Raw genomic sequence first — 19,403 nt, 5'->3', positions numbered from 1 at the left:
CGCGATTATCTAGCAGGCGGCGCTACAACGCATCAGGGCAACACAACTATTTCTGCTAGAACCCTCCTTTTTTCCTGCAAAAAAGGAGGTTTTCAGCCTTATATTTGTAACATAAATGTTACGGGGCCATCATTGACCAGATGTACCTGCATGTCGGCACCGAAACGCCCGCTTTCAACTGTAGCGTGCAACGCCCTCGCCTGCCCCAGCAAGTACTCGAAAAGCTCCGCGCCCAGCGCAGGTGGTGCAGCGCTGGAGAAGCTCGGGCGCAATCCGCTCTGGGTATCAGCCGCCAAGGTGAACTGCGAGACCAGCAGCAAGCCGCCCTGAATGTCCTTGAGCGACAGGTTCATCTTGCCCTGCTCATCACTGAACACGCGGTAATTGAGCAGTTTGTGCAGCAGCTTGTCGGCATGGGCGCGGGTATCGCCCGGCTCGACGGCAACCAGCACCAGCAATCCCTGGTCGACCGCCCCGACAATCTCTGCGTCCACCTCAACGCGTGCGCTACGCACGCGCTGCAACAGGCCCTTCACGCTTCTTCCAGTGGCAAGTCCAGCAAACGCCGGGCCATTTGGTCGGCAGCACGCACCAGCGCATCGGTGATACCCGGCTCAGACGCCGCATGCCCTGCATCGCGAATCACCTTCAGCTCGCTGTTTGGCCAGGCCTGATGGAGCTCCCAGGCATTATCCAATGGGCAGATGACATCATAACGACCATGCACGATCACTGCAGGCAGGTGGGCGATCTTCGGCATGTCGCGAATCAGTTGGTCGGGCTCAAGGAATGCATTGTTCATGAAATAATGGCATTCGATCCGCGCAATAGACAACGCGCGCTGAGGCTCGGAGAAGCGGTCGACGACCAACGGGTTGGGCCGCAGGGTAGCGGTACGTCCTTCCCAGGTCGACCAGGCCTTGGCGGCATGCATCTGGGCAATTTGATCATTGCCGGTCAGGCGCTTGTGGAAAGCCTGGACCAGGTTGCCGCGTTCCTCGGCGGGAATCGGCGCGATGTAGTCCTGCCAGTAGTCAGGGAACAAGCGGCTGGCGCCACTCTGGTAGAACCACTCGATTTCCTGTGGGCGGCACAGAAAGATACCGCGCAGGATCAAACCATGTACGCGTTCCGGGTGAGTCTGGGCATAGGCCAAGGCCAGGGTCGACCCCCAGGAACCACCGAACACCACCCACTTGTCGATACCCAGGTGCTTGCGAATGCGCTCAAGATCCTCGACCAAATGCCAGGTGGTGTTGTTCTCCAGGCTGGCATGAGGAGTCGAGCGCCCGCAGCCGCGCTGATCGAAGGTAATGATGCGGTACAGGTTCGGGTCGAAATAGCAGCGACTCTGTGCATCACACCCTGCTCCCGGCCCACCGTGGATAAACACCACCGGCAATCCCTCGGGCGAACCGCTCTCGTCAACATACAGCACATGCGGCGCCTCCACGGCCAGATCGTGTCGGGCGTAGGGTTTGATCTGCGGGTACAAGGTCTGCATTACGCACTCCGTGTGGGGGAATTATTCTGCCGTTGGGCATCATAAACCCGAATTGCGCTTTGAGCATGCCCCCCGCAACATCTGACACCGCATAAAACCGTTCACACTGCGTAGCGCGCCTTGCCCCAGGCCACTGCTGCGTTGAGCAGGCGTTCCAGCACCTGCCGGGTGGGTTGCGCCAGATCCTCGCGATAATGGAACGGCTCGACTTCCTCCATATAGGTAGTCTGCGCCAACTCCAGCTGTACCGCATGAATGTGCCTGGCCGGGTCACCATAGTGACGGGTGATATGCCCACCCTTGAAGCGCCCGTTCAGCACATGGCTGTAACCCTCGGCGCAAGCGCACACCGCTTGCAACTGCTCGGCGAGTTGCGGGTCGCAGCTGGCCCCATTGAACGTGCCCAGGTTGAAGTCCGGCAGCGTGCCGTCGAACAGGTGCGGGACGTGCGAGCGGATCGAGTGGGCATCCCACAGCAGCGCGTAGCCGAACTGCTCACGCAGACGCGCCAGTTCCTGGCGCAAGGTGTCGTGATACGGCCGCCAGATACGCTCCAGATAGTCAGCTCGCTCGCGGGCCGGTGGCGTCAGCCCTTCCTTGAACAACGGCGTACCGTCGAACAGGGTGGCCGGGTACAGCCCGGTGGTGGCACCGGTATACAGCGGCTGGTCATCGTCTGGACGGTTGAGGTCGATGACAAACCGTGAACATTCGGCGGAAACAATGCTGGCGCCCATGCTCACCGCAAAGTCATACAACCGTGGAATGTGCCAATCGGTATCCGGCAGGCTGCGTGCCGGTTCGATCAGGCCGGCCTCGACTGCCGGTGTCAAACGCACGCCGGCATGGGGCATGCTGATCAATAGCGGCAAGGTGCCTTGGTGAAAGTTCAGAACCTTATCCATAAAGACGCTCTTCAAAAATGGGTTTCAAGGCCATGGCGAATGACCCGCTTGGGTAAGTCGCCGCCCAACCAATAGGACAGGTCGGCAGGACGCTCGATGTCCCAGGCAATGAAATCGGCGACCTTGCCCACTTCCAGCGACCCGTGACTGTCGCCCAGCCCGAGGGCGCGGGCAGCATGCAGGGTCACCCCGGCCAGGGCTTCTTCCGGCGTCATGCGGAACAGCGTACAGGCCATGTTCATCATTAGACGCAACGACAGCCCCGGCGAGGTCCCGGGGTTGAGGTCGGTAGCAATGGCGATATTCACACCGTGCTTGCGCAGAGCGTCCATCGGCGGCAACTGGGTTTCACGCAGGAAGTAGAAAGCGCCGGGCAACAGCACCGCAACGGTGCCGGCTGCCGCCATGGCGATGGCGTCCTCCTCGGTCATGAACTCCAGGTGATCCGCCGACAATGCCTGATAGCGCGCCGCCAGGCTGGAGCCGTGCAGCGACGACAGTTGTTCGGCATGCAATTTGACCGGCAGGCGCAGTTCACGGGCTTTTATAAACACCCGCTCGACCTGAGCCGGGGAAAACGCCAGGTATTCGCAGAACGCATCCACGGCGTCGACCAGCCCCTCAGCGGCCAGAGCCGGGAGCATTTCAGTGCAGATGTGTTCAATGTAGTCGTCTGCCCGACCGGCGAACTCCGGCGGCATGGCGTGCGCCGCCAGGCAGGTACCGCGCACCGTCACCGGCAACTCGGCGCCCAGCCGACGAATGACCCGGAGCAACTTGCGCTCACTGGCCAGGTCCAGGCCATACCCGGACTTGATTTCGACGGTGGTCACGCCATCGCGCAACAAGGCCTGCAGGCGTTGCCGAGCGCTGGCGTACAACTGTTCTTCCGTAGCGGCGCGTGTAGCGCGCACGGTGCTGGCGATACCACCACCCTGGGCGGCGATATCGGCATAGCTGACACCTTGCAAGCGCTGCTCGAACTCGCCGCTGCGGTTACCACCGAACACGGTATGGGTGTGGCAGTCGATCAGGCCCGGGGTTACCCAGGCACCGTTAAGCTCGACCACCCTGGCATCTGCCGTGGCCGGCAGGGACTGGCGCGGGCCGATCCACTCGATCCGCTCGCCGGACGTCAAAATCGCCGCATCCTCGATGATCGAGTAAACACCTTGCGCCATGCTTGCCACATGGCAGTGCTGCCAGAGGGTTTTCATGCACCGTCTCCGTGACTATCGTTGAGTGTTGGACAATACCTGAGCAGGCGCCACAGCCACGCGCGGCTTGCACCAGAGCAGGTAAGAGGCAACCAGGAACACCACCCAGACCACGCCGACGATCAGCGCTGCCTGTGTATCCGGGAAGTAACCCAGCACACCGAAGATGAACACCATGAAGGCAATCGCTGCCGCTGGACCATAGGGCCAGAACGGTACCGGGAACTTCAGTTGTGCGGCTTCTTCACGGCTCATGCTGCGACGCATGGCGACCTGGGTCACCAGAATCATCAGCCAGACCCATACCGTGGCGAACGTGGCAATGGAGGCGATCAGCAGGAAGACGTTTTCCGGGATCAGGTAGTTCAGCACGACGCCGCTCAGCAGTGCCACACCCATGACCAGTACAGTCATCCATGGCACACCTTGACGGGAAACCTTGGCGAACCCCTTCGGTGCCTGACCTTGCTGAGCCAAGCCGTACATCATGCGCCCAGCGGCAAAAATATCGCTGTTGATCGCCGATACCGCCGCCGAGATCACCACAATATTCAGTACAGCTGCAGCCGAACCGATCCCCAGATTGCTGAAAATCTGTACGAACGGGCTACCTTGGGTACCGATCTGCGGCCACGGGTAGAGGCACATCAGGACGAACAGGGTCAGCACATAGAACAGCAGTATCCGCAGCGGAACAGCATTGATCGCCTTGGGCAGCACGCGCTGAGGGTCTTTCGCTTCACCGGCAGTGATACCGATGATCTCGATACCGCCAAAGGCAAACATCACCACGGCAAACGAGGCGATCAGGCCGCTCACGCCATTGGGCATGAAGCCGCCGTGGGCCGTCAGGTTGGCGATACCACTGACCGTGTCGCCATTGGCGCTGCCCAGCCCGAAGAGCATGATGCCGAAGCCGGCCAGGATCATCGCGACGATGGCAACGACCTTGAGCAGCGACAGCCAGAATTCCATCTCGCCGTAGACCTTGACGTTGCACAGGTTCAGCCCGCCGATCAGGAAGACAATACCCAGCACCCAGATCCAGCGCGCGACTTCGGGGAACCAGAAGCCCATGTAAATGCCGAAGGCCGTCACGTCGGCCAAACAGACAATGACCATTTCAAATGCGTAGGTCCAGCCGAGCACAAACCCGGCCATCGGCCCCAGATAGGTGGAGGCATATTGACCGAACGAGCCCGAAACCGGGTTGTGTACGGCCATTTCCCCCAGGGCGCGCATGACCATGAAGACGGCAGCACCGCCGATCAGGTAGGCCAGAAGCACTGCCGGGCCCGCCATCTGGATCGCCGAAGCAGAGCCGTAGAAAAGGCCCGTACCAATGGCCGAGCCCAGGGCCATGAAACGAATATGGCGAGCCGTTAGCCCGCGTTTGAGTCCTTGCGATTGAGATTGCATTTCGCGGTCCTGATTATTTTTGTAGGCGAAAAGCGGTACGAGCCCTTTCGGGCCCGTACGGCAAAGGCGATATCAGCCCAACGGATCAGAGGCTCGGCAGAACGCCAGCCGGCAGCAGACCGTTCAAGTGCCCTTCAGCCAGCAAGGCGCTGGCTGCCTCGATGTCCGGCGCGAAGAACCGGTCCTTTTCGTAATAAGCGACCTTGCTGCGCAGCAGTTGACGAGCCGTTTCCAGCTTCGGCGAGGTCTTCAGCCCTTCACGCAGGTCCAGGCCCTGGCAGGCGGCCAGCCATTCCACGGCGAGGATGCCGCGAACGTTGTCAGCCATTTCCCAGAGGCGCTTGCCAGCAGCCGGCGCCATCGACACGTGGTCTTCCTGGTTGGCCGAGGTCGGCAGGCTGTCGACACTGTGCGGGTGAGCCAGGGCCTTGTTCTCGCTGGCCAGCGCTGCTGCCGTGACCTGCGCGATCATGAAGCCGGAGTTGACCCCACCATTGGCCACCAGGAACGGTGGCAACTGCGACATGTGCTTGTCCATCATCAGCGAGATACGGCGCTCGCTCAGCGAGCCGATCTCGGCAATGGCCAAGGCCATGTTGTCGGCAGCCATTGCCACCGGTTCGGCGTGGAAGTTGCCGCCGGAAATCACGTCGCCCTCTTTGGCGAATACCAGTGGGTTGTCGGATACGGCGTTGGCTTCGATGACCAGTACTTCGGCCGCCTGACGGAACTGGGTCAGGCAAGCCCCCATGACCTGAGGCTGGCAACGCAGCGAGTATGGGTCCTGGACCTTGCCGCAATGCTCATGGGACGCCGAGACTTCACTGCCGTCACCCAACAGGTCACGGTAGCAGGCCGCCGCGTCGATTTGACCGCGCTGACCACGGGCGGCGTGAATCCGCGGGTCGAAAGGTGAACGCGAACCGAGCACGGCTTCAACGGTCAGGCCACCACAGGCCATGGCCGCTGCGAACAGGTCTTCACCCTGGAACAGGCCACGCAGCGCATAGGCCGTGGACGCCTGGGTACCGTTGAGCAGGGCCAGACCCTCCTTGGCAGCCAGGGTCAGCGGCTCAAGCCCGGCTACTGCCAGTGCTTCGGTCGCCGACAGCCACTGGCCTTTATGACGAGCCTTGCCCTCGCCCAGCAGGACCAGCGACATGTGCGCCAGCGGCGCCAGGTCACCGGATGCCCCCACCGAACCCTTGAGCGGGATGTGCGGGTAAACCTCCGCGTTGATCAGCGCGATCAGCGCATCGATAACCTTGCGGCGGATGCCCGAGAAACCACGGCTCAGGCTGTTGACCTTGAGCACCATGATCAGGCGCACCAGCTCATCGCAGATCGGCTCGCCGACACCTGCGGCGTGAGACAGCACCAGCGAGCGCTGCAGGTTTTCCAGGTCATGGCTGGCGATACGGGTCGATGCCAACAGGCCGAAACCCGTGTTGATGCCATAGGCGGTACGGTTTTCCGCAAGAATCTGCTCGACGCAGGCAACGCTGTCGTCGATCTGCTGGTCGGCGCTGGCATCCAGCTTCAGTTTCAGCGGGTTCTTGTAGATGGCACGCAGCTGAGCCAAGGTCAGGGTGCCAGGCTTCAGGGTCAATTCAGTCACGTTGTTGCTCCGCTACAGAGAGGCGATTACGCCTGTCGTTAATTCAGTATCAACCATTGCGCGCCAATCAGCGCGTAATCATCGGCAGGTTCAGGCCTTGTTCCTTGGCGCAATCGATGGCGATCTGATAACCGGCATCGGCATGGCGCATCACGCCAGTGGCCGGGTCGTTGGTCAGAACGCGAGCGATTCGCTCGGCGGCCTCGTCGGTACCGTCACAGACGATGACCATGCCGGAGTGCTGCGAGAAGCCCATGCCGACACCGCCGCCGTGGTGCAGCGAGACCCAGGTCGCGCCACTGGCGGTGTTGAGCAGTGCGTTGAGCAATGGCCAGTCGGACACAGCGTCGGAGCCATCCATCATCGATTCGGTTTCGCGGTTCGGGCTCGATACAGAGCCGGAGTCCAGGTGGTCACGACCAATCACGATCGGTGCCGACAACTCGCCGCGGCGAACCATCTCGTTGAAGGCCAGGCCCAGCTTGGCGCGCTGCCCCAGACCAACCCAGCAGATACGTGCTGGCAGGCCCTGGAAGCTGATGCGCTCACGGGCCATTTCCAGCCAGTTATGCAGATGCGCATCGTCCGGGATCAGCTCCTTGACCTTGGCGTCGGTCTTGTAGATGTCTTCGGCGTTACCCGACAAGGCCGCCCAGCGGAACGGGCCGATGCCACGGCAGAACAACGGGCGAATATAAGCCGGTACGAAGCCTGGGAAGTCGAATGCGTTTTCTACGCCTTCTTCCTTGGCCATCTGACGGATGTTGTTGCCGTAGTCGAAGGTCGGAATGCCCTGCTTCTGGAAATCGAGCATGGCCTGAACGTGCACGGCCATCGACTGCTTGGCCGCCTTGACCACGGCAGCTGGCTCGGTTTGTGCGCGGTCACGGTACTGTTCCCAGGTCCAACCTGCTGGCAGGTAGCCGTTGAGCGGGTCATGGGCGCTGGTCTGGTCGGTGACCATGTCTGGACGCACGCCGCGCTTGACCAGTTCAGGCAGGATCTCAGCCGCGTTGCCGTGCAGGGCAATGGAAATGGCTTTGCCTTCAGCGGTGTATTTGGCAATGCGCGCCAAGGCGTCGTCCAGGTCGTTGGCCTGTTCGTCGACATAGCGGGTACTCAGGCGGAAGTCGATGCGGCTCTGCTGGCATTCGATGTTCAGCGAGCAGGCACCGGCCAGGGTTGCGGCCAGCGGCTGCGCGCCACCCATGCCACCCAGGCCAGCGGTCAGTACCCACTTGCCCTTGAGGCTGCCGTTGTAGTGCTGGCGGCCGGCCTCGACGAAGGTTTCGTAGGTGCCTTGAACGATGCCCTGGCTACCGATGTAGATCCAGCTGCCGGCAGTCATCTGACCGTACATGGCCAGGCCCTTGGCATCCAGTTCGTTGAAGTGCTCCCACGTGGCCCAGTGCGGTACCAGGTTGGAGTTGGCGATCAATACGCGCGGGGCGTTGGCGTGGGTCTTGAACACGCCGACCGGCTTGCCGGACTGCACCAGCAGGGTTTCGTCGTCGTTCAGGTTGGTCAGGCTCTCGACGATCTTGTCGTAGCACTCCCAGTTACGCGCCGCACGGCCAATGCCGCCGTACACCACCAGCTCTTTCGGGTTTTCCGCGACTTCAGGGTCGAGGTTGTTCATCAGCATGCGCAGCGGCGCTTCGGTCAGCCAGCTTTTGGCGGTCAGCGTAGTGCCGCGCGGTGCGCGAATTTCGACGTCACGGAATTTGTTCATGTTCTTGTCAGTCACGGTAACGGCTCCTCAAGCGATCGATCCCGCCCAACCCAGGCTGTGGGCGAGCGTGCCAGTGGTGGCAGGCAAATTCGGGATGGCAGCAGGACTGCCATGTACACTTATACAAACACATATTTACTTGTATGTACAAGCATAGGCAATTGAAGTGCCAACTTCTCCGACGAACTGCCACAGAGGCACGCCAAGGCCAACGCAGCGCAAGAAATCCGGGGTTCTGGCAGCAAAAGAAAACGTATGGGAGGGGGACAGGGGTGCAGAACAACGCCGTCAGACAAGGTGGCGTTGCACCACCTTGGGTCAATCAGTAACACACCCGCGCGCAACTCATCAGTAACCGCGGTAACAATCTCAGCAGTGGCTCAGCTCGATCAGGCAGCAGTGACCACTCAGCTCAAGCGCCTGCAACCCCGCGTTTCCTTCGACCTGCAGACAGTCGTGGCGTGACAGCGTCTGCACCGCATGCCCGCCCAACGCAGCACGAACCTGCTCGCCAGCAGCGAAGACCAACAGCGTCTGCGCCGAACTGAAGAGACGACTCTCACCCTCAAGCCATTGCAGGCGTGCGCGGTAACGCTGCGGCGCATAGATCAGGTTGAAATCGCGGATCGGCCCACCCAACAAGCGGCAGCTCACCTGGCTTTCACCTGAGAATATGAAGGCATCGAAGGGCAACAGTACACGGCTTGCCTCACCATCGACCTGCAGCACCATGCCGTCACCTTGCAGCACGGTGATGATCCGCTGGTATCCGGCAAAGCTGGAGAAGCCACCCGACTCGGCAATATCGGCAATCGACAGACGCCAGCCAAAGCCCTCAAGCCCCTCTCCGGCGTCACGGGCGATTTCTTCGGTGCTGCCACCACCATTCTTCCAGGGCATGCGGGGGTAATTGACCGCGCGAAGTACCTGCATCTGACTCATTTACTGAAACGTCCTTCCAAACGATGACGGGAACCAGGGTGAATCAACCGTGCCGCCGTCACCGGCTGACGGCCGGACCACGTGCGACGGCGAATCAGCAGGCACGGCTCGCCCTGCTCGATCTGCAGCAGGCGACATTCCTCCGGCTCAGCCAGAATCGCCTCGACCACATGCTCGCCCTCGGTCAGGGGTGCCACCTGGGACAGGTAGGCATAAGGGGTCTGCACGGTGAAATCCTGCTTGAGGTAGTCAGGTGCAACCTGGGCATTGACGAAGCGGTCTTCGATTTGCACCGGAATGTCGTTCTCGTAATGCACGATCAACGAATGGAACACCCGCTGACCTTCGCGCATATCCAGTGCCAGCGCCCGCTCGGAGCCGGCAGCCTCTTCAGCCAGGGTCACCACCTTGCAGGTGTGCTTGTGCCCCCGCGCGGCGATCTCGTCTGCAATGTTATTGACGTCGAACAATGCGGAACGGGTCTTGGGTTCGGCAACAAAGGTCCCGACGCCCTGCATGCGCACCAACAGCCCCTCGGCTGTCAGCTCGCGCAGTGCGCGGTTGATGGTCATGCGACTGAAGCCCAGCTCACTGACCAGTTCGCTTTCCGAAGGCACACGGTGGTGCGGCGGCCAGCTACCGTTCTTGATTTGCTGGGCAATCATTTGCTTGACCCGGGCATACAGCGGCGCCGGCCCCTCGCCCATCTGGGCAACCAGCGCGGAGACAGGTGGTGTCGGCACGTCGAGATCCTTGTTCAAAATGAGTACTCCATAGATTGCCGGAGTTTACCCAGCAGGCAAACGTCTGTATATGTATATACAAATAAACAAAACGAGGTGCCGTGTCGATGTCCGTCTTCTTTGCCGAACGTGCTTTGCTGCCTACCGGCTGGGCCAACAATGTCCGCATCGAGGTCGGTACCGACGGCCGAATCGGCCGCGTCCATACCGATGCCTCGGCCGAGGGCGCCGAACGCGTGGCAGGCCCACTGCTGCCGGGTATGCCAAACCTGCACTCACATGCCTTCCAGCGCGCCATGGCCGGCTTGGCTGAAGTGGTTGGCAACCCCAATGACAGCTTCTGGACCTGGCGCGAACTGATGTACCGCATGGTCGGCCAGATCAGCCCGGAACAACTGGAAGTGATTGCCCGCCAGTTGTACATCGAGATGCTCAAGGCCGGATATACCTCGGTCGCCGAGTTCCACTACGTGCACCACGATGCTGATGGCACTCCCTATGCAGACCCGACGGAACTGTCCCAGCGTATCAGCCAGGCTGCCAGCCACAGCGGCATCGGCCTGACCCTGCTCCCCGTGCTCTACAGCCATTCAGGTTTCGGTGGCCAAGCGCCCACCGATGGGCAGCGTCGCTTTATCAACAACACCGAGCAGTATCTGCGGCTACACGAGCGCCTGGCACCGCTGCTGACGCAGCAACCCGCGCAACATTTGGGGCTGTGCTTCCACTCGCTGCGCGCCGTCACCCCGCAACAGATCGCTCAGGTCATGGCCGCCAGCGACCCGCACTGCCCTGTGCACATACACATTGCCGAGCAACAGAAGGAAGTCGACGACTGCCTGGCCTGGAGTGGCCGACGCCCGCTGCAATGGTTGTACGAGAACACCGAGGTTGATCAGCGCTGGTGCCTGGTCCATGCCACCCACGCCGAAGCCGACGAAGTCGCGCTGATGGCGACCAGCGGCGCGGTAGCTGGATTGTGCCTGACCACCGAAGCCAATCTGGGCGACGGCATCTTCCCTGCAGTCGACTACCTGGCCCGTGGCGGTCGCCTGGGTATTGGCTCGGACAGCCATGTTTCGCTCAGCGTGGTGGAAGAACTGCGCTGGCTCGAATACGGCCAACGCCTGCGCGACCAGCGACGCAACCGACTGTACCGCGCGGAGCAGCCGATGGTTGGGCGCACGCTGTTCGATGCAGCCCTCAGTGGCGGAGCACAAGCGCTGGGGCAGCCGGTGGGTACGCTGGCAGAAGGTCACCGCGCCGACTGGCTGGTGCTCGATGGCAACGACCCCTACCTGGCAACGGCCAAGGGCGACGGCATCCTCAATCGCTGGCTGTTTGCCGGAGGCGATCGCCAGGTCCGCGATGTGATGGTCAACGGCAAATGGGTGGTACGCCAAGGCCATCATGCCGCCGAAGAACAGACCGCCCAGGCCTTTACCCGTGTGCTGAGAGAACTGTTGGGCTGACGCTGGAGTTGATGCAGGGGCCAGCCAGGCAAGCAATCACGGCTGCCTGGCAATATCCTGATCAGACACTCGCCAGATCAAGCGCGTCGTGTCGTACCCCTGCTGGCGCGCCTTGGCCAGCAGGCCTTCGCGCTCATAGGCTGGCACGGTCGGCTTGCGCGAGAGCAGCCAGAGGTAACGCCGGTTCGGGTTGCCAACCAGTGCGGTCTGGTAGTCTTCGTCGACGTACAGCACCCAATAGTCGCCCTTGGCGACGCCCGGCAGCAGTGTCGAGAACCAGTTATCAAACTCGACCCAGAGCTTGTCGGTCTTGCCTGGAACCTGTGGCGTGGCGGTACCGCTTGCCTCCTGCCATTCCCCTTCTAACGTGCGACAACGATTGAGAACGCCGACATTGCCATCTGGCTTGAGGCTGTAATGCGCTTCAGATTGCGCACAATCACGCTGGAAGAACATCGGCAAACGCGCCAGTTCATACCACGTGCCCTGGTAGCGCTTGAGGTCGACACGTTCGACTGTCTTTGGCGGCAGTGGCCCGCTATCAGAGTGCGCGCAACCGCCAAGAAGCAGAGCCGCGCTTAGCCCCAGCAGGTGAGAGAGTCGTTTCATTTGAGCCCCTGTCCTGAGTACATCAACACATTGTCACCCGCAAACTGGATACTGATGAAGGTGTCTTTGTCACCCCAGGTACAGCTGGAGATGCCCAATGCACCTGAGCAATCAGTTGGCTTGCCGAGCAGCTTTTCAACGTCGACCTTTGCCATGCCCGCCTTGAGCCGTGAGTAGTTTTCCTGATTGATTTTGTTGCACGCAGTCAGAAACACGCACAAGGACAACAGAGCGAGGGAACGCAACGACATGAAAGGTCACTCCTGAACATGAGGGGGCTGGGCGGATAGCCTGCCATCAGCTTAGAAGGGGAAAAGCCCCTGTGGTTCCCCGCAGTAGAACATTGATCGATGACGTTGGTCGGCTCAGGTGAAATGAGCATTAATCTTTTTTACCGCTTGGACGACACCTAGAGTGCGCTGCGACCTTTTGCCGCGCCCTCACCATTGATTCGCCTTGCGTAAAAAGACCTCGTAATGACCAAAAACCTGAAGTTCAGCCACAAGATCCTTCTCGCTGCCGCCCTTGTGGTCGTCGTCGCCTTCTCCGGCTTCATCCTGTTCAACGATTACCGGCAACGCGAGGCCCTGCGCGACAGCACCGAAGCATCGATGCAGGAACTGGGCAGCCTGACCACCAGCAACATCCAGAACTGGCTAGGCAGCCGTATTCAGATCCTGAATTCTCTGGCTCAGCAAATTGCCGTGGACGGCACCCAAAAAGACAGCCTGACACGCAGCATTGAGTTACCGGTCTATAGCGATAACTTCCTGATGACCTACTTCGGTGGCGAGGATGGCAGCATGTTGTCAGTGCCTGCCGGAAACCGTGCTGCCGACTATGACCCACGCGCCCGTGGCTGGTACAAGGCTGCCAGCAACGCCAACAGCACCATTATCACCGAGCCCTATGTATCGGCTTCCATGGGCAAGCTGGTCATTACCATTGCGACCCCGGTGCAGCATGATGGCCGGCGGGTTGGGGTGACGGGTGCCGATACAGGCCTGGACACCATCAGCTCAATCATCAATGCCTTGAACTTCGATGGGCATGGCCGCGCGTTCATCGTCGGCAGTGACGGCAAGATCCTGATCCACCCGGACAGCTCGCTGAACCTGAAGACACTGGCCGATGTGTACCCACAAGGTGCACCGACTATTGGCAGCGGGCTCAAGGAGGTTGAAGTCAATGGGCACAAGAAGTTCATCAGTTTCACACAGGTCAGCGGCATTCCGTCGGTCAACTGGTACGTCGCACTGGAACTGGACCAAGAGGCAGCCTTTGCCATGCTCGGCGAGTTCCGCACCTCCGCGATGATTGCGATGGCGATTGCCGTGCTGATCATCATCGGCCTGCTCGGCATGCTGATTCGCGTGCTGATGGAGCCGTTGCATGTGATGGGCCGTGCGATGCACGATATTGCCGAAGGCGAAGGCGACCTGACCAAGCGTCTGCGCATCCATGCTCAGGACGAATTCGGCGCATTGGGGCAGTCGTTCAATCGCTTTGTCGAACGTATCCACGAGTCGATCCGCGAAGTGTCCTCGGCCACCGGTCAGGTCAATGAAGTAGCCACCCGCGTGGTCAGCGCCTCGAACGCCTCGATTCAGAATGCCGACCAGCAGGCCAGCCGGACCAACAGTGTTGCTGCGGCCATCAACCAGCTCGGCGCCGCCGCACAGGAGATCGCGCAAAACGCTGCGCTAGCGTCGCAACACTCCAGTGAAGCGCGCAACCTGGCCGAAGACGGCCAGCAGGTGGTTGATCAAACCATTTCGGTGATGAATCAGCTGTCGACAAAGATCAGCGACTCCTGCGGCAATATCGAAACCCTGAACGCCAACACGGTGAACATCGGGCAAATCCTCGACGTCATCAGTGGCATTTCCCAGCAGACCAATCTGTTGGCGCTTAACGCTGCCATCGAAGCAGCGCGTGCCGGTGAAGCCGGGCGTGGTTTCGCGGTGGTGGCCGATGAAGTGCGTAACCTTGCCCATCGCACCCAGGACTCAGCGCAGCAGGTACAACGGATCATCGAAGAACTGCAGAGCGGGGCGCGGGATGCGGTCAACACCATGACCGAAAGCCAGAGCCAGAGTGAACGCAGTGTCGGTATCGCCAACCAGGCCGGTGAGCGCCTGGGCAGTGTGACCCAGCGGATCAGCGAGATCGATGGCATGAATCAATCGGTCGCTACGGCCACCGAGGAGCAGACCGCCGTGGTGGAGTCGATCAACGTCGACATCACCGAGATCAACACGCTGAATCAGGAGGGGGTGCAAAACCTGCAAACCACTCTGCAGGCGTGCAATGACCTGGAACACCAGGCCACACGCTTGAAACATCTGGTCGGCAGTTTCAGGATCTAAACAGCGCTGCATCGCCGGCCAGGCCGGCGTTGTGCCTTAGAACCGAGAGCCCGGCTCCAGCAGGAAGTCCATTTCCTCGTCGGTGCTGGGCCGACCGAGTACCAGGTTGCGGTGCGGGAAGCGCCCGAAACGGGTTATGACGCGCTGATGCTGCTCGGCATAATCGAGAAAACCCTCAAACAGGCGACGATCAGACTCAGGCTGGGCCGCCAGCAACAGCCGGTAACGCTCGACGCAGATATTCTGCCAGTCCAGCACTTCGGCATGTTCCAGCACCAGCAGGATGAACACCCGCTGGATCGGCAACAGCTGATAATCCCAGGCCTTGTCCAGGCCCTGCATCACCAGCACCTGTGCGCGCCGGTCGCCATCGAAGGCTCGCGGCGTATCGCGATAGATCATCCGCGGCAGTTGATCCAGCAACAACACAAGGCCCAACCAACCCTGAGGGCTTTGCAACCACTCATCCAAGCCGCCAGCCAATGCCTGCTCGACCAGATCACCGAAGCGCTCATGCGCCTCGGCATCGTGGTGCTTGCCGAACCACAAGGTGCTCTTCTCGTCAGCCACGTCTTGAGGGCTGGTGCCCCAACCAAACCACCACTCCAGTAACGGCTGCCAAGGTGCGAGCATGGAATTATTCCTTGTGGTAGCCGGTCACGCGCTCGACTTCCTGCTTGGAGCCGAGGAACACTGCAACGCGCTGGTGCAGGCTGTCTGGCTGAATGTCGAGGATACGCTGATGACCGTCAGTGGCGGCGCCACCGGCCTGCTCGATGATGAACGACATCGGGTTGGCTTCGTACATCAGGCGCAGCTTGCCCGGCTTGGAAGGCTCGCGGGAGTCACGTGGGTACATGAACAGGCCGCCACGGGTCAGGATGCGGTGCACATCGGCAACCATCGACGCGATCCAGCGCATGTTGTAGTTCTTTTTCAGCGGGCCGGTTTCGCCTTCCAGCAACTCGCCGACATAGCGCTGTACCGGGGCTTCCCAGTGACGCTGGTTGGACATGTTGATGGCGAACTCGGCGGTGCTTTCCGGCACGCTGATGTTCTCGTTAGTCAGGACGAAGCTGCCCAGCTCGCGATCCAGGGTGAAGCCTTTGACGCCATCACCCAGGGTCAGGATCAGCATGGTCTGCGGGCCATAGATCGCGTAACCGGCAGCAACCTGCTTGGTGCCTGGCTGCAGGAAGGCTTTCTCGTTCAGGCTTTCGTTCTGGCTCAGGTACTCATTCGGGCAACGCAGTACCGAAAAGATGGTGCCGACCGACACGTTGACGTCAATGTTCGAAGAGCCGTCCAACGGGTCGAACACCAGCAGGTAGGCACCCTTCGGGTATTTGCCCGGGATCTGGTAGGCGTTGTCCATTTCCTCGGACGCCATGCCGGCCAGGTGGCCGCCCCACTCGTTGGCCTCAAGCAGGATATCGTTGGAAATCACGTCCAGTTTCTTCTGGACTTCGCCTTGCACGTTTTCAGTGCCCATGCTGCCGAGGACGCCGCCCAGGGCGCCTTTGGAGACGTGGTGGCTGATCTCCTTGCACGCACGCGCCACCACTTCGATCAGGAAGCGCAGATCGGCAGGGGTACTGTTGCTGCGGGTCTGCTCAATCAAATAGCGACTCAGGGTAACGCGGGACATGTAAGGCTCCGAAGGAAGGGGGTAGTAAAAAACCCACGCAGTTTACAGGGAGAGTGAAGCGCTAGCGAGCAATAGGACGGGCTCGTCTGATCAGACGGCACATTGGCCCGAGAGTTCACCCCCTCGGGCCACATGCAGCCACTCACTCCAGCGCATGCCAGATCTCGGTGGCGTACTCGCGAATGGTCCGATCCGAAGAGAACCAGCCCATGCGCGCACTGTTGAGTACCGCCGAACGCCACCACAGCTCAGGTTCGCGCCACAACGCCTCTACGCGCCGCTGCGCCTCCCAGTAGGCGTCAAAATCAGCGCACACCAGGAAGCGGTCATAGGCCAGCAGCGAGTCGATCAACCCGACGTACCGCGATGGATCATCCGGCGAAAACACTCCGCCACGAATGGCATGAAGCACATCATTGAGGCGATGTGAGGCGGCTGCAGTGGCATGGGCGCTGAAATCGCCACTGCGCTTGCGTGCCTCGACCTGCTGGGCGGTGAGGCCAAAGATAAACATGTGCTCGGCACCGACCTGCTCGGACATCTCGACGTTGGCGCCATCCAGCGTGCCGATGGTCAAGGCGCCATTGAGGCCGAACTTCATATTGCTGGTGCCAGACGCCTCATAACCAGCAGTGGAGATCTGCTCGGACAAGTCTGCCGCCGGAATGATGCTCTCCGCCAGGCTGACGTTGTAGTTGGGCAGGAATACGACCTTGAGCTGGCCCCGCACCGTCGGATCGTTATTGACCACCTTGGCAATGTCGTTGGCCAGCTTGATGATCAGCTTGGCCTGGTGGTAGCTGGCTGCCGCCTTGCCCGCGAACAGTTTCACCCTTGGCACCCAGTTGGTCTCGGGCTCGGCACGGATCGCCTGATACAGCGCCACGGTATGCAACAGGTTGAGCAGTTGGCGCTTGTACTCGTGGATGCGCTTGACCTGCACATCGAACATCGCCTCAGGGCTGATGGTGATACCCAAGCGGTCCTGAATCATTTGCGCCAGTACCCGCTTGCTGTGCAGGCGCTGCTCGGCGAAACGCTTGCGGAAGTCGGCCTGGTCAGCGAAAGGCTCAAGCCCCCTCAAACGGGTCTCCGGGTTGTCGAGCAAGTCGGCACCGAGTGCCTCCACCATCATGCCGGTCAAGCGTGGATTGGCCTGGTAGAGCCAGCGGCGAAAGGTGATGCCGTTGGTCTTGTTGTTGATTCGGTCGGGGTACAACTTGTGCAGTTCGGCAAACACCGTGCTGCGCATCAGCTTGGAATGCAGCGCCGAAACACCGTTGACGCTGTGTGACCCTAGAAACGCCAGATTACCCATGCGCACACGGCGCCCGTTGTCCTCTTCAATCAGCGAGACCGCCCGCAGCACATCGAAATCATGAATGCCATTGGCCCGCAGGGCGTCGATATGGAAGGCATTGATCAGGTAAATGATCTGCATGTGCCGTGGCAGCATCCGTTCCATCAGGCCCACCGGCCAGGTTTCCAGCGCTTCGGGCAATAGCGTGTGATTGGTATAGGCCAGGGTATCGACGGTCAACTGCCAGGCGGTATCCCAGGGCACTTCGTGTTGATCGACCAACAGCCGCATCAACTCAGCCACGGCAATCGAGGGGTGGGTATCGTTGAGCTGGATCGCCACCTGCTTGGGCAGGTTAAGGAAGTCATCATACATGTTCAGGTGGCGGCGCAGCAGGTCCTGCAGCGAGGCCGAAACGAAGAAGTACTCCTGGCGCAACCGCAACTCCTGACCGGCTTCGGTGCTGTCGGCAGGGTACAACACCCGCGAAATGCTCTCGGCGCGCGCCACCTCAGCCACGGCACCCAAGTGGTCACCGGCATTGAAGCGCTCCAGGTGCAGTTCTTCCAGCGCCCGCGCCCGCCAGAGGCGCAACGTGTTCACACTGGCGCCACGCCAACCGACGACCGGCGTGTCGTACGCCACCGCGCGTACCGTCTCGGCCGGCCACCATACTTGCCGGGAAGATCCGTCAGCCTGCTTGACGGTCTCCACGCTGCCACCAAAACTGATGGGGTAAATGACTTCGGCCCGTTCAAATTCCCAGGGGTTACCGAAATCCAGCCAGTTTTCAGTCTGCTCCTGTTGCCAGCCATCGACGACCGCCTGACGGAACAGACCGTGCTCATAACGGATGCCGTAGCCGTGCGCCGCAATACCGAGCGTTGACATGCTTTCCATGAAACAGGCTGCCAAGCGCCCCAGGCCACCATTGCCAAGGGCAGCATCCGGTTCGAGCAGGCGAATACGCTCCAGGTCAACGTTCAACCCGGTCAAGGCTTCACGTGCAACGTCAAGCAAGCCCAGGTTGCTCAGGCTGTCATACAGCAGGCGACCGATCAGGAACTCCAGTGACAGGTAATAGACCCGTTTCTGGTTACTTCGGTAGATCTCCCGCGTATGGTCCATCCAGTGGTTGACCATATGATCACGGGCCGCCAGGGCAATGGCTTCAAACCAGTCATGGTCGAAAGCGTGCTCCGGGTCCTTGCCAACCGCATACGTCAGTTTGGCCAATACAGCGGCGCGGAAGGCCGCCACCTCTTCGTCACGAGCAAGCGTTTCCTGAGACATTCGTCGTCCTCAAGCAGGTTGACGTTCGGGTGCGATCTATCAGCCTAGACGCTCCAGCACAGACCGACAGCCCTGGTTCGTGGTTTTCTGCGTGACGCCAGAAACTTTCATCGAGAAAAACCGGCAAATGGTTGTTCATTCTTTCACCAACCCCGGTATCATCGCGCGCCCGTATGACCGCCGAAAGTCGAACCCGATGAAACCGACCCTGATCGCAGCAGCTGAACTAGACCGCCTGGATACCTGGCAAAAATATGCCAGCCACATGTGTGGAGGCTGCATGTCCAGTTGCTGCACCCTGCCAGTGGAAGTGCGCATCAAGGACTTGATCCGTATCGGGGTGGTCGACGAATTTGAAAAGGACGAGCCGCCGAAGAACGTTGCCAAGCGGCTGCAAAAGGAAGGGATTGTCGAGCGCTTCAATCAGAAGTCGGGCATCTTCACCCTGGCGCGGATGAGCAACGACGATTGCCTGTACCTGGACCGCAAGAGCCGCCTCTGCACCATCTACGACAAGCGCCCGGACACCTGCCGCAACCACCCGAAAATCGGCCCTCGGCCGGGCTATTGCGCCTACAAGCCAAAGCCTCCAGCGCGCTAAGCGCTACCAACGGGTAGTCGTCGGCCTGGCT

17 protein-coding genes and 1 pseudogene are annotated in these 19,403 nt (G+C 60.5%); 4 read left to right on the top strand and 14 right to left on the bottom strand.

Annotated elements, in window-relative coordinates; all coding sequences use genetic code 11:
• Positions 1-98 precede the first annotated feature (98 nt).
• The 9 genes from dtd to hutC all read right to left on the bottom strand — a co-directional run bounded on the left by dtd (position 99) and on the right by hutC (position 10,044).
• Entirely contained in the window at positions 99-536 is a 438-nt protein-coding gene (gene dtd, locus EKA13_RS17780; RefSeq protein ID WP_065760647.1) for a D-aminoacyl-tRNA deacylase, read from the bottom strand.
• Positions 533-1,504 carry a prolyl aminopeptidase gene (gene pip, locus EKA13_RS17775; protein WP_065760646.1) on the bottom strand — a complete coding sequence of 324 codons (972 nt, stop codon included), beginning with the start codon at positions 1,502-1,504 and terminating at the stop codon, positions 533-535. The genes dtd and pip overlap by 4 nt, the downstream gene beginning before the upstream one ends.
• 101 nt (positions 1,505-1,605) lie before the next feature.
• Positions 1,606-2,409 carry an N-formylglutamate deformylase gene (gene hutG, locus EKA13_RS17770; RefSeq protein WP_065760645.1) on the bottom strand — a complete coding sequence of 268 codons (804 nt, stop codon included), beginning with the start codon at positions 2,407-2,409 and terminating at the stop codon, positions 1,606-1,608.
• Between the two features lie 11 nt (positions 2,410-2,420).
• Positions 2,421-3,626, bottom strand: coding sequence for an imidazolonepropionase (hutI, locus tag EKA13_RS17765; protein ID WP_065760644.1), 1,206 nt, complete (start codon positions 3,624-3,626; stop codon positions 2,421-2,423).
• Positions 3,627-3,641: 15 nt separating this feature from the next.
• On the bottom strand, positions 3,642-5,045 hold the full coding sequence (locus EKA13_RS17760) for an amino acid permease (protein WP_065760643.1): 1,404 nt from the start codon (positions 5,043-5,045) through the stop codon (positions 3,642-3,644).
• Between the two features lie 85 nt (positions 5,046-5,130).
• On the bottom strand, positions 5,131-6,663 hold the full coding sequence (gene hutH, locus EKA13_RS17755; protein WP_065760642.1) for a histidine ammonia-lyase: 1,533 nt from the start codon (positions 6,661-6,663) through the stop codon (positions 5,131-5,133).
• 67 nt (positions 6,664-6,730) lie between these two features.
• Positions 6,731-8,395: a urocanate hydratase gene (gene hutU, locus EKA13_RS17750; protein ID WP_176717446.1), complete on the bottom strand. Its 1,665-nt coding sequence runs from the start codon at positions 8,393-8,395 to the stop codon at positions 6,731-6,733.
• 369 nt (positions 8,396-8,764) lie between these two features.
• Entirely contained in the window at positions 8,765-9,337 is a 573-nt protein-coding gene (locus EKA13_RS17745; RefSeq protein WP_065760640.1) for a HutD/Ves family protein, read from the bottom strand.
• A complete protein-coding gene (gene hutC, locus EKA13_RS17740) occupies positions 9,334-10,044 on the bottom strand; it encodes a histidine utilization transcriptional repressor HutC (protein ID WP_176717445.1) in 711 nt (236 codons plus the stop codon). The genes EKA13_RS17745 and hutC overlap by 4 nt, the downstream gene beginning before the upstream one ends.
• A 143-nt stretch (positions 10,045-10,187) precedes the next feature.
• Between hutC and EKA13_RS17735 the strand changes: the two genes are divergently transcribed.
• Positions 10,188-11,552: a formimidoylglutamate deiminase gene (locus EKA13_RS17735; protein ID WP_065760639.1), complete on the top strand. Its 1,365-nt coding sequence runs from the start codon at positions 10,188-10,190 to the stop codon at positions 11,550-11,552.
• Between the two features lie 36 nt (positions 11,553-11,588).
• Here the strand turns inward: EKA13_RS17735 and EKA13_RS17730 are convergent, their stop codons facing one another.
• Both EKA13_RS17730 and EKA13_RS17725 read right to left on the bottom strand, forming a co-directional pair.
• On the bottom strand, positions 11,589-12,161 hold the full coding sequence (locus tag EKA13_RS17730; RefSeq protein WP_065760638.1) for a lipocalin family protein: 573 nt from the start codon (positions 12,159-12,161) through the stop codon (positions 11,589-11,591).
• The gene (locus tag EKA13_RS17725; protein ID WP_065760637.1) at positions 12,158-12,412 is read right to left on the bottom strand and encodes a hypothetical protein; all 255 of its coding nucleotides are present in this window, start codon (positions 12,410-12,412) and stop codon (positions 12,158-12,160) included. The genes EKA13_RS17730 and EKA13_RS17725 overlap by 4 nt, the downstream gene beginning before the upstream one ends.
• A 225-nt stretch (positions 12,413-12,637) precedes the next feature.
• On the opposite strand from EKA13_RS17725, the pseudogene EKA13_RS28920 reads away from it, so the two are divergent.
• Both EKA13_RS28920 and EKA13_RS28915 read left to right on the top strand, forming a co-directional pair.
• A pseudogene (locus EKA13_RS28920) lies at positions 12,638-13,675 on the top strand (HAMP domain-containing protein); the annotation flags it as partial.
• Between the two features lie 24 nt (positions 13,676-13,699).
• Positions 13,700-14,530, top strand: a complete 831-nt coding sequence (locus EKA13_RS28915; protein WP_371918252.1) for a methyl-accepting chemotaxis protein — start codon at positions 13,700-13,702, stop codon at positions 14,528-14,530.
• A 36-nt stretch (positions 14,531-14,566) separates the two neighbouring features.
• Here the strand turns inward: EKA13_RS28915 and EKA13_RS17715 are convergent, their stop codons facing one another.
• The 3 genes from EKA13_RS17715 to EKA13_RS17705 all read right to left on the bottom strand — a co-directional run bounded on the left by EKA13_RS17715 (position 14,567) and on the right by EKA13_RS17705 (position 18,771).
• Positions 14,567-15,163, bottom strand: coding sequence for a DUF924 family protein (locus EKA13_RS17715; protein ID WP_065760635.1), 597 nt, complete (start codon positions 15,161-15,163; stop codon positions 14,567-14,569).
• A 4-nt stretch (positions 15,164-15,167) separates the two neighbouring features.
• Positions 15,168-16,178 (bottom strand): class 1 fructose-bisphosphatase, encoded by a 1,011-nt coding sequence (locus EKA13_RS17710; RefSeq protein WP_065760634.1) that lies wholly within the window; start codon positions 16,176-16,178, stop codon positions 15,168-15,170.
• Positions 16,179-16,320: 142 nt separating this feature from the next.
• A complete protein-coding gene (locus EKA13_RS17705) occupies positions 16,321-18,771 on the bottom strand; it encodes a glycogen/starch/alpha-glucan phosphorylase (RefSeq protein WP_065760633.1) in 2,451 nt (816 codons plus the stop codon).
• A 196-nt stretch (positions 18,772-18,967) separates the two neighbouring features.
• Here EKA13_RS17705 and EKA13_RS17700 point away from each other — a divergent pair, with 196 nt between their 5' ends.
• Complete coding sequence (locus tag EKA13_RS17700; protein WP_065760654.1) at positions 18,968-19,372, top strand: YkgJ family cysteine cluster protein; 405 nt, start codon at positions 18,968-18,970, stop codon at positions 19,370-19,372.
• Positions 19,373-19,403: the final 31 nt, after the last annotated feature.

Source organism: Pseudomonas defluvii (assembly GCF_001695625.1).
Lineage (GTDB): Bacteria > Pseudomonadota > Gammaproteobacteria > Pseudomonadales > Pseudomonadaceae > Aquipseudomonas > Aquipseudomonas defluvii.
The sequence above is the reverse complement of the archived record's forward strand: the minus strand, read 5'-3'. Positions and strand labels throughout refer to the sequence as shown.

Coding starts and splice junctions, on each gene's coding strand:
- EKA13_RS17715 (WP_065760635.1), bottom strand. CDS start 15,163: ATGCTCGCACCTTGGCAGCCGTTACTGGAGTGGTGGTTTGGTTGGGGC.
- EKA13_RS17745 (WP_065760640.1), bottom strand. CDS start 9,337: ATGAGTCAGATGCAGGTACTTCGCGCGGTCAATTACCCCCGCATGCCC.
- hutG (WP_065760645.1), bottom strand. CDS start 2,409: ATGGATAAGGTTCTGAACTTTCACCAAGGCACCTTGCCGCTATTGATC.
- hutI (WP_065760644.1), bottom strand. CDS start 3,626: ATGAAAACCCTCTGGCAGCACTGCCATGTGGCAAGCATGGCGCAAGGT.
- hutC (WP_176717445.1), bottom strand. CDS start 10,044: ATGGGCGAGGGGCCGGCGCCGCTGTATGCCCGGGTCAAGCAAATGATT.
- EKA13_RS17700 (WP_065760654.1), top strand. CDS start 18,968: ATGAAACCGACCCTGATCGCAGCAGCTGAACTAGACCGCCTGGATACC.
- EKA13_RS17730 (WP_065760638.1), bottom strand. CDS start 12,161: ATGAAACGACTCTCTCACCTGCTGGGGCTAAGCGCGGCTCTGCTTCTT.
- EKA13_RS17705 (WP_065760633.1), bottom strand. CDS start 18,771: ATGTCTCAGGAAACGCTTGCTCGTGACGAAGAGGTGGCGGCCTTCCGC.
- EKA13_RS17725 (WP_065760637.1), bottom strand. CDS start 12,412: ATGTCGTTGCGTTCCCTCGCTCTGTTGTCCTTGTGCGTGTTTCTGACT.
- pip (WP_065760646.1), bottom strand. CDS start 1,504: ATGCAGACCTTGTACCCGCAGATCAAACCCTACGCCCGACACGATCTG.
- hutU (WP_176717446.1), bottom strand. CDS start 8,395: ATGAACAAATTCCGTGACGTCGAAATTCGCGCACCGCGCGGCACTACG.
- EKA13_RS17735 (WP_065760639.1), top strand. CDS start 10,188: ATGTCCGTCTTCTTTGCCGAACGTGCTTTGCTGCCTACCGGCTGGGCC.
- EKA13_RS17710 (WP_065760634.1), bottom strand. CDS start 16,178: ATGTCCCGCGTTACCCTGAGTCGCTATTTGATTGAGCAGACCCGCAGC.
- EKA13_RS17760 (WP_065760643.1), bottom strand. CDS start 5,045: ATGCAATCTCAATCGCAAGGACTCAAACGCGGGCTAACGGCTCGCCAT.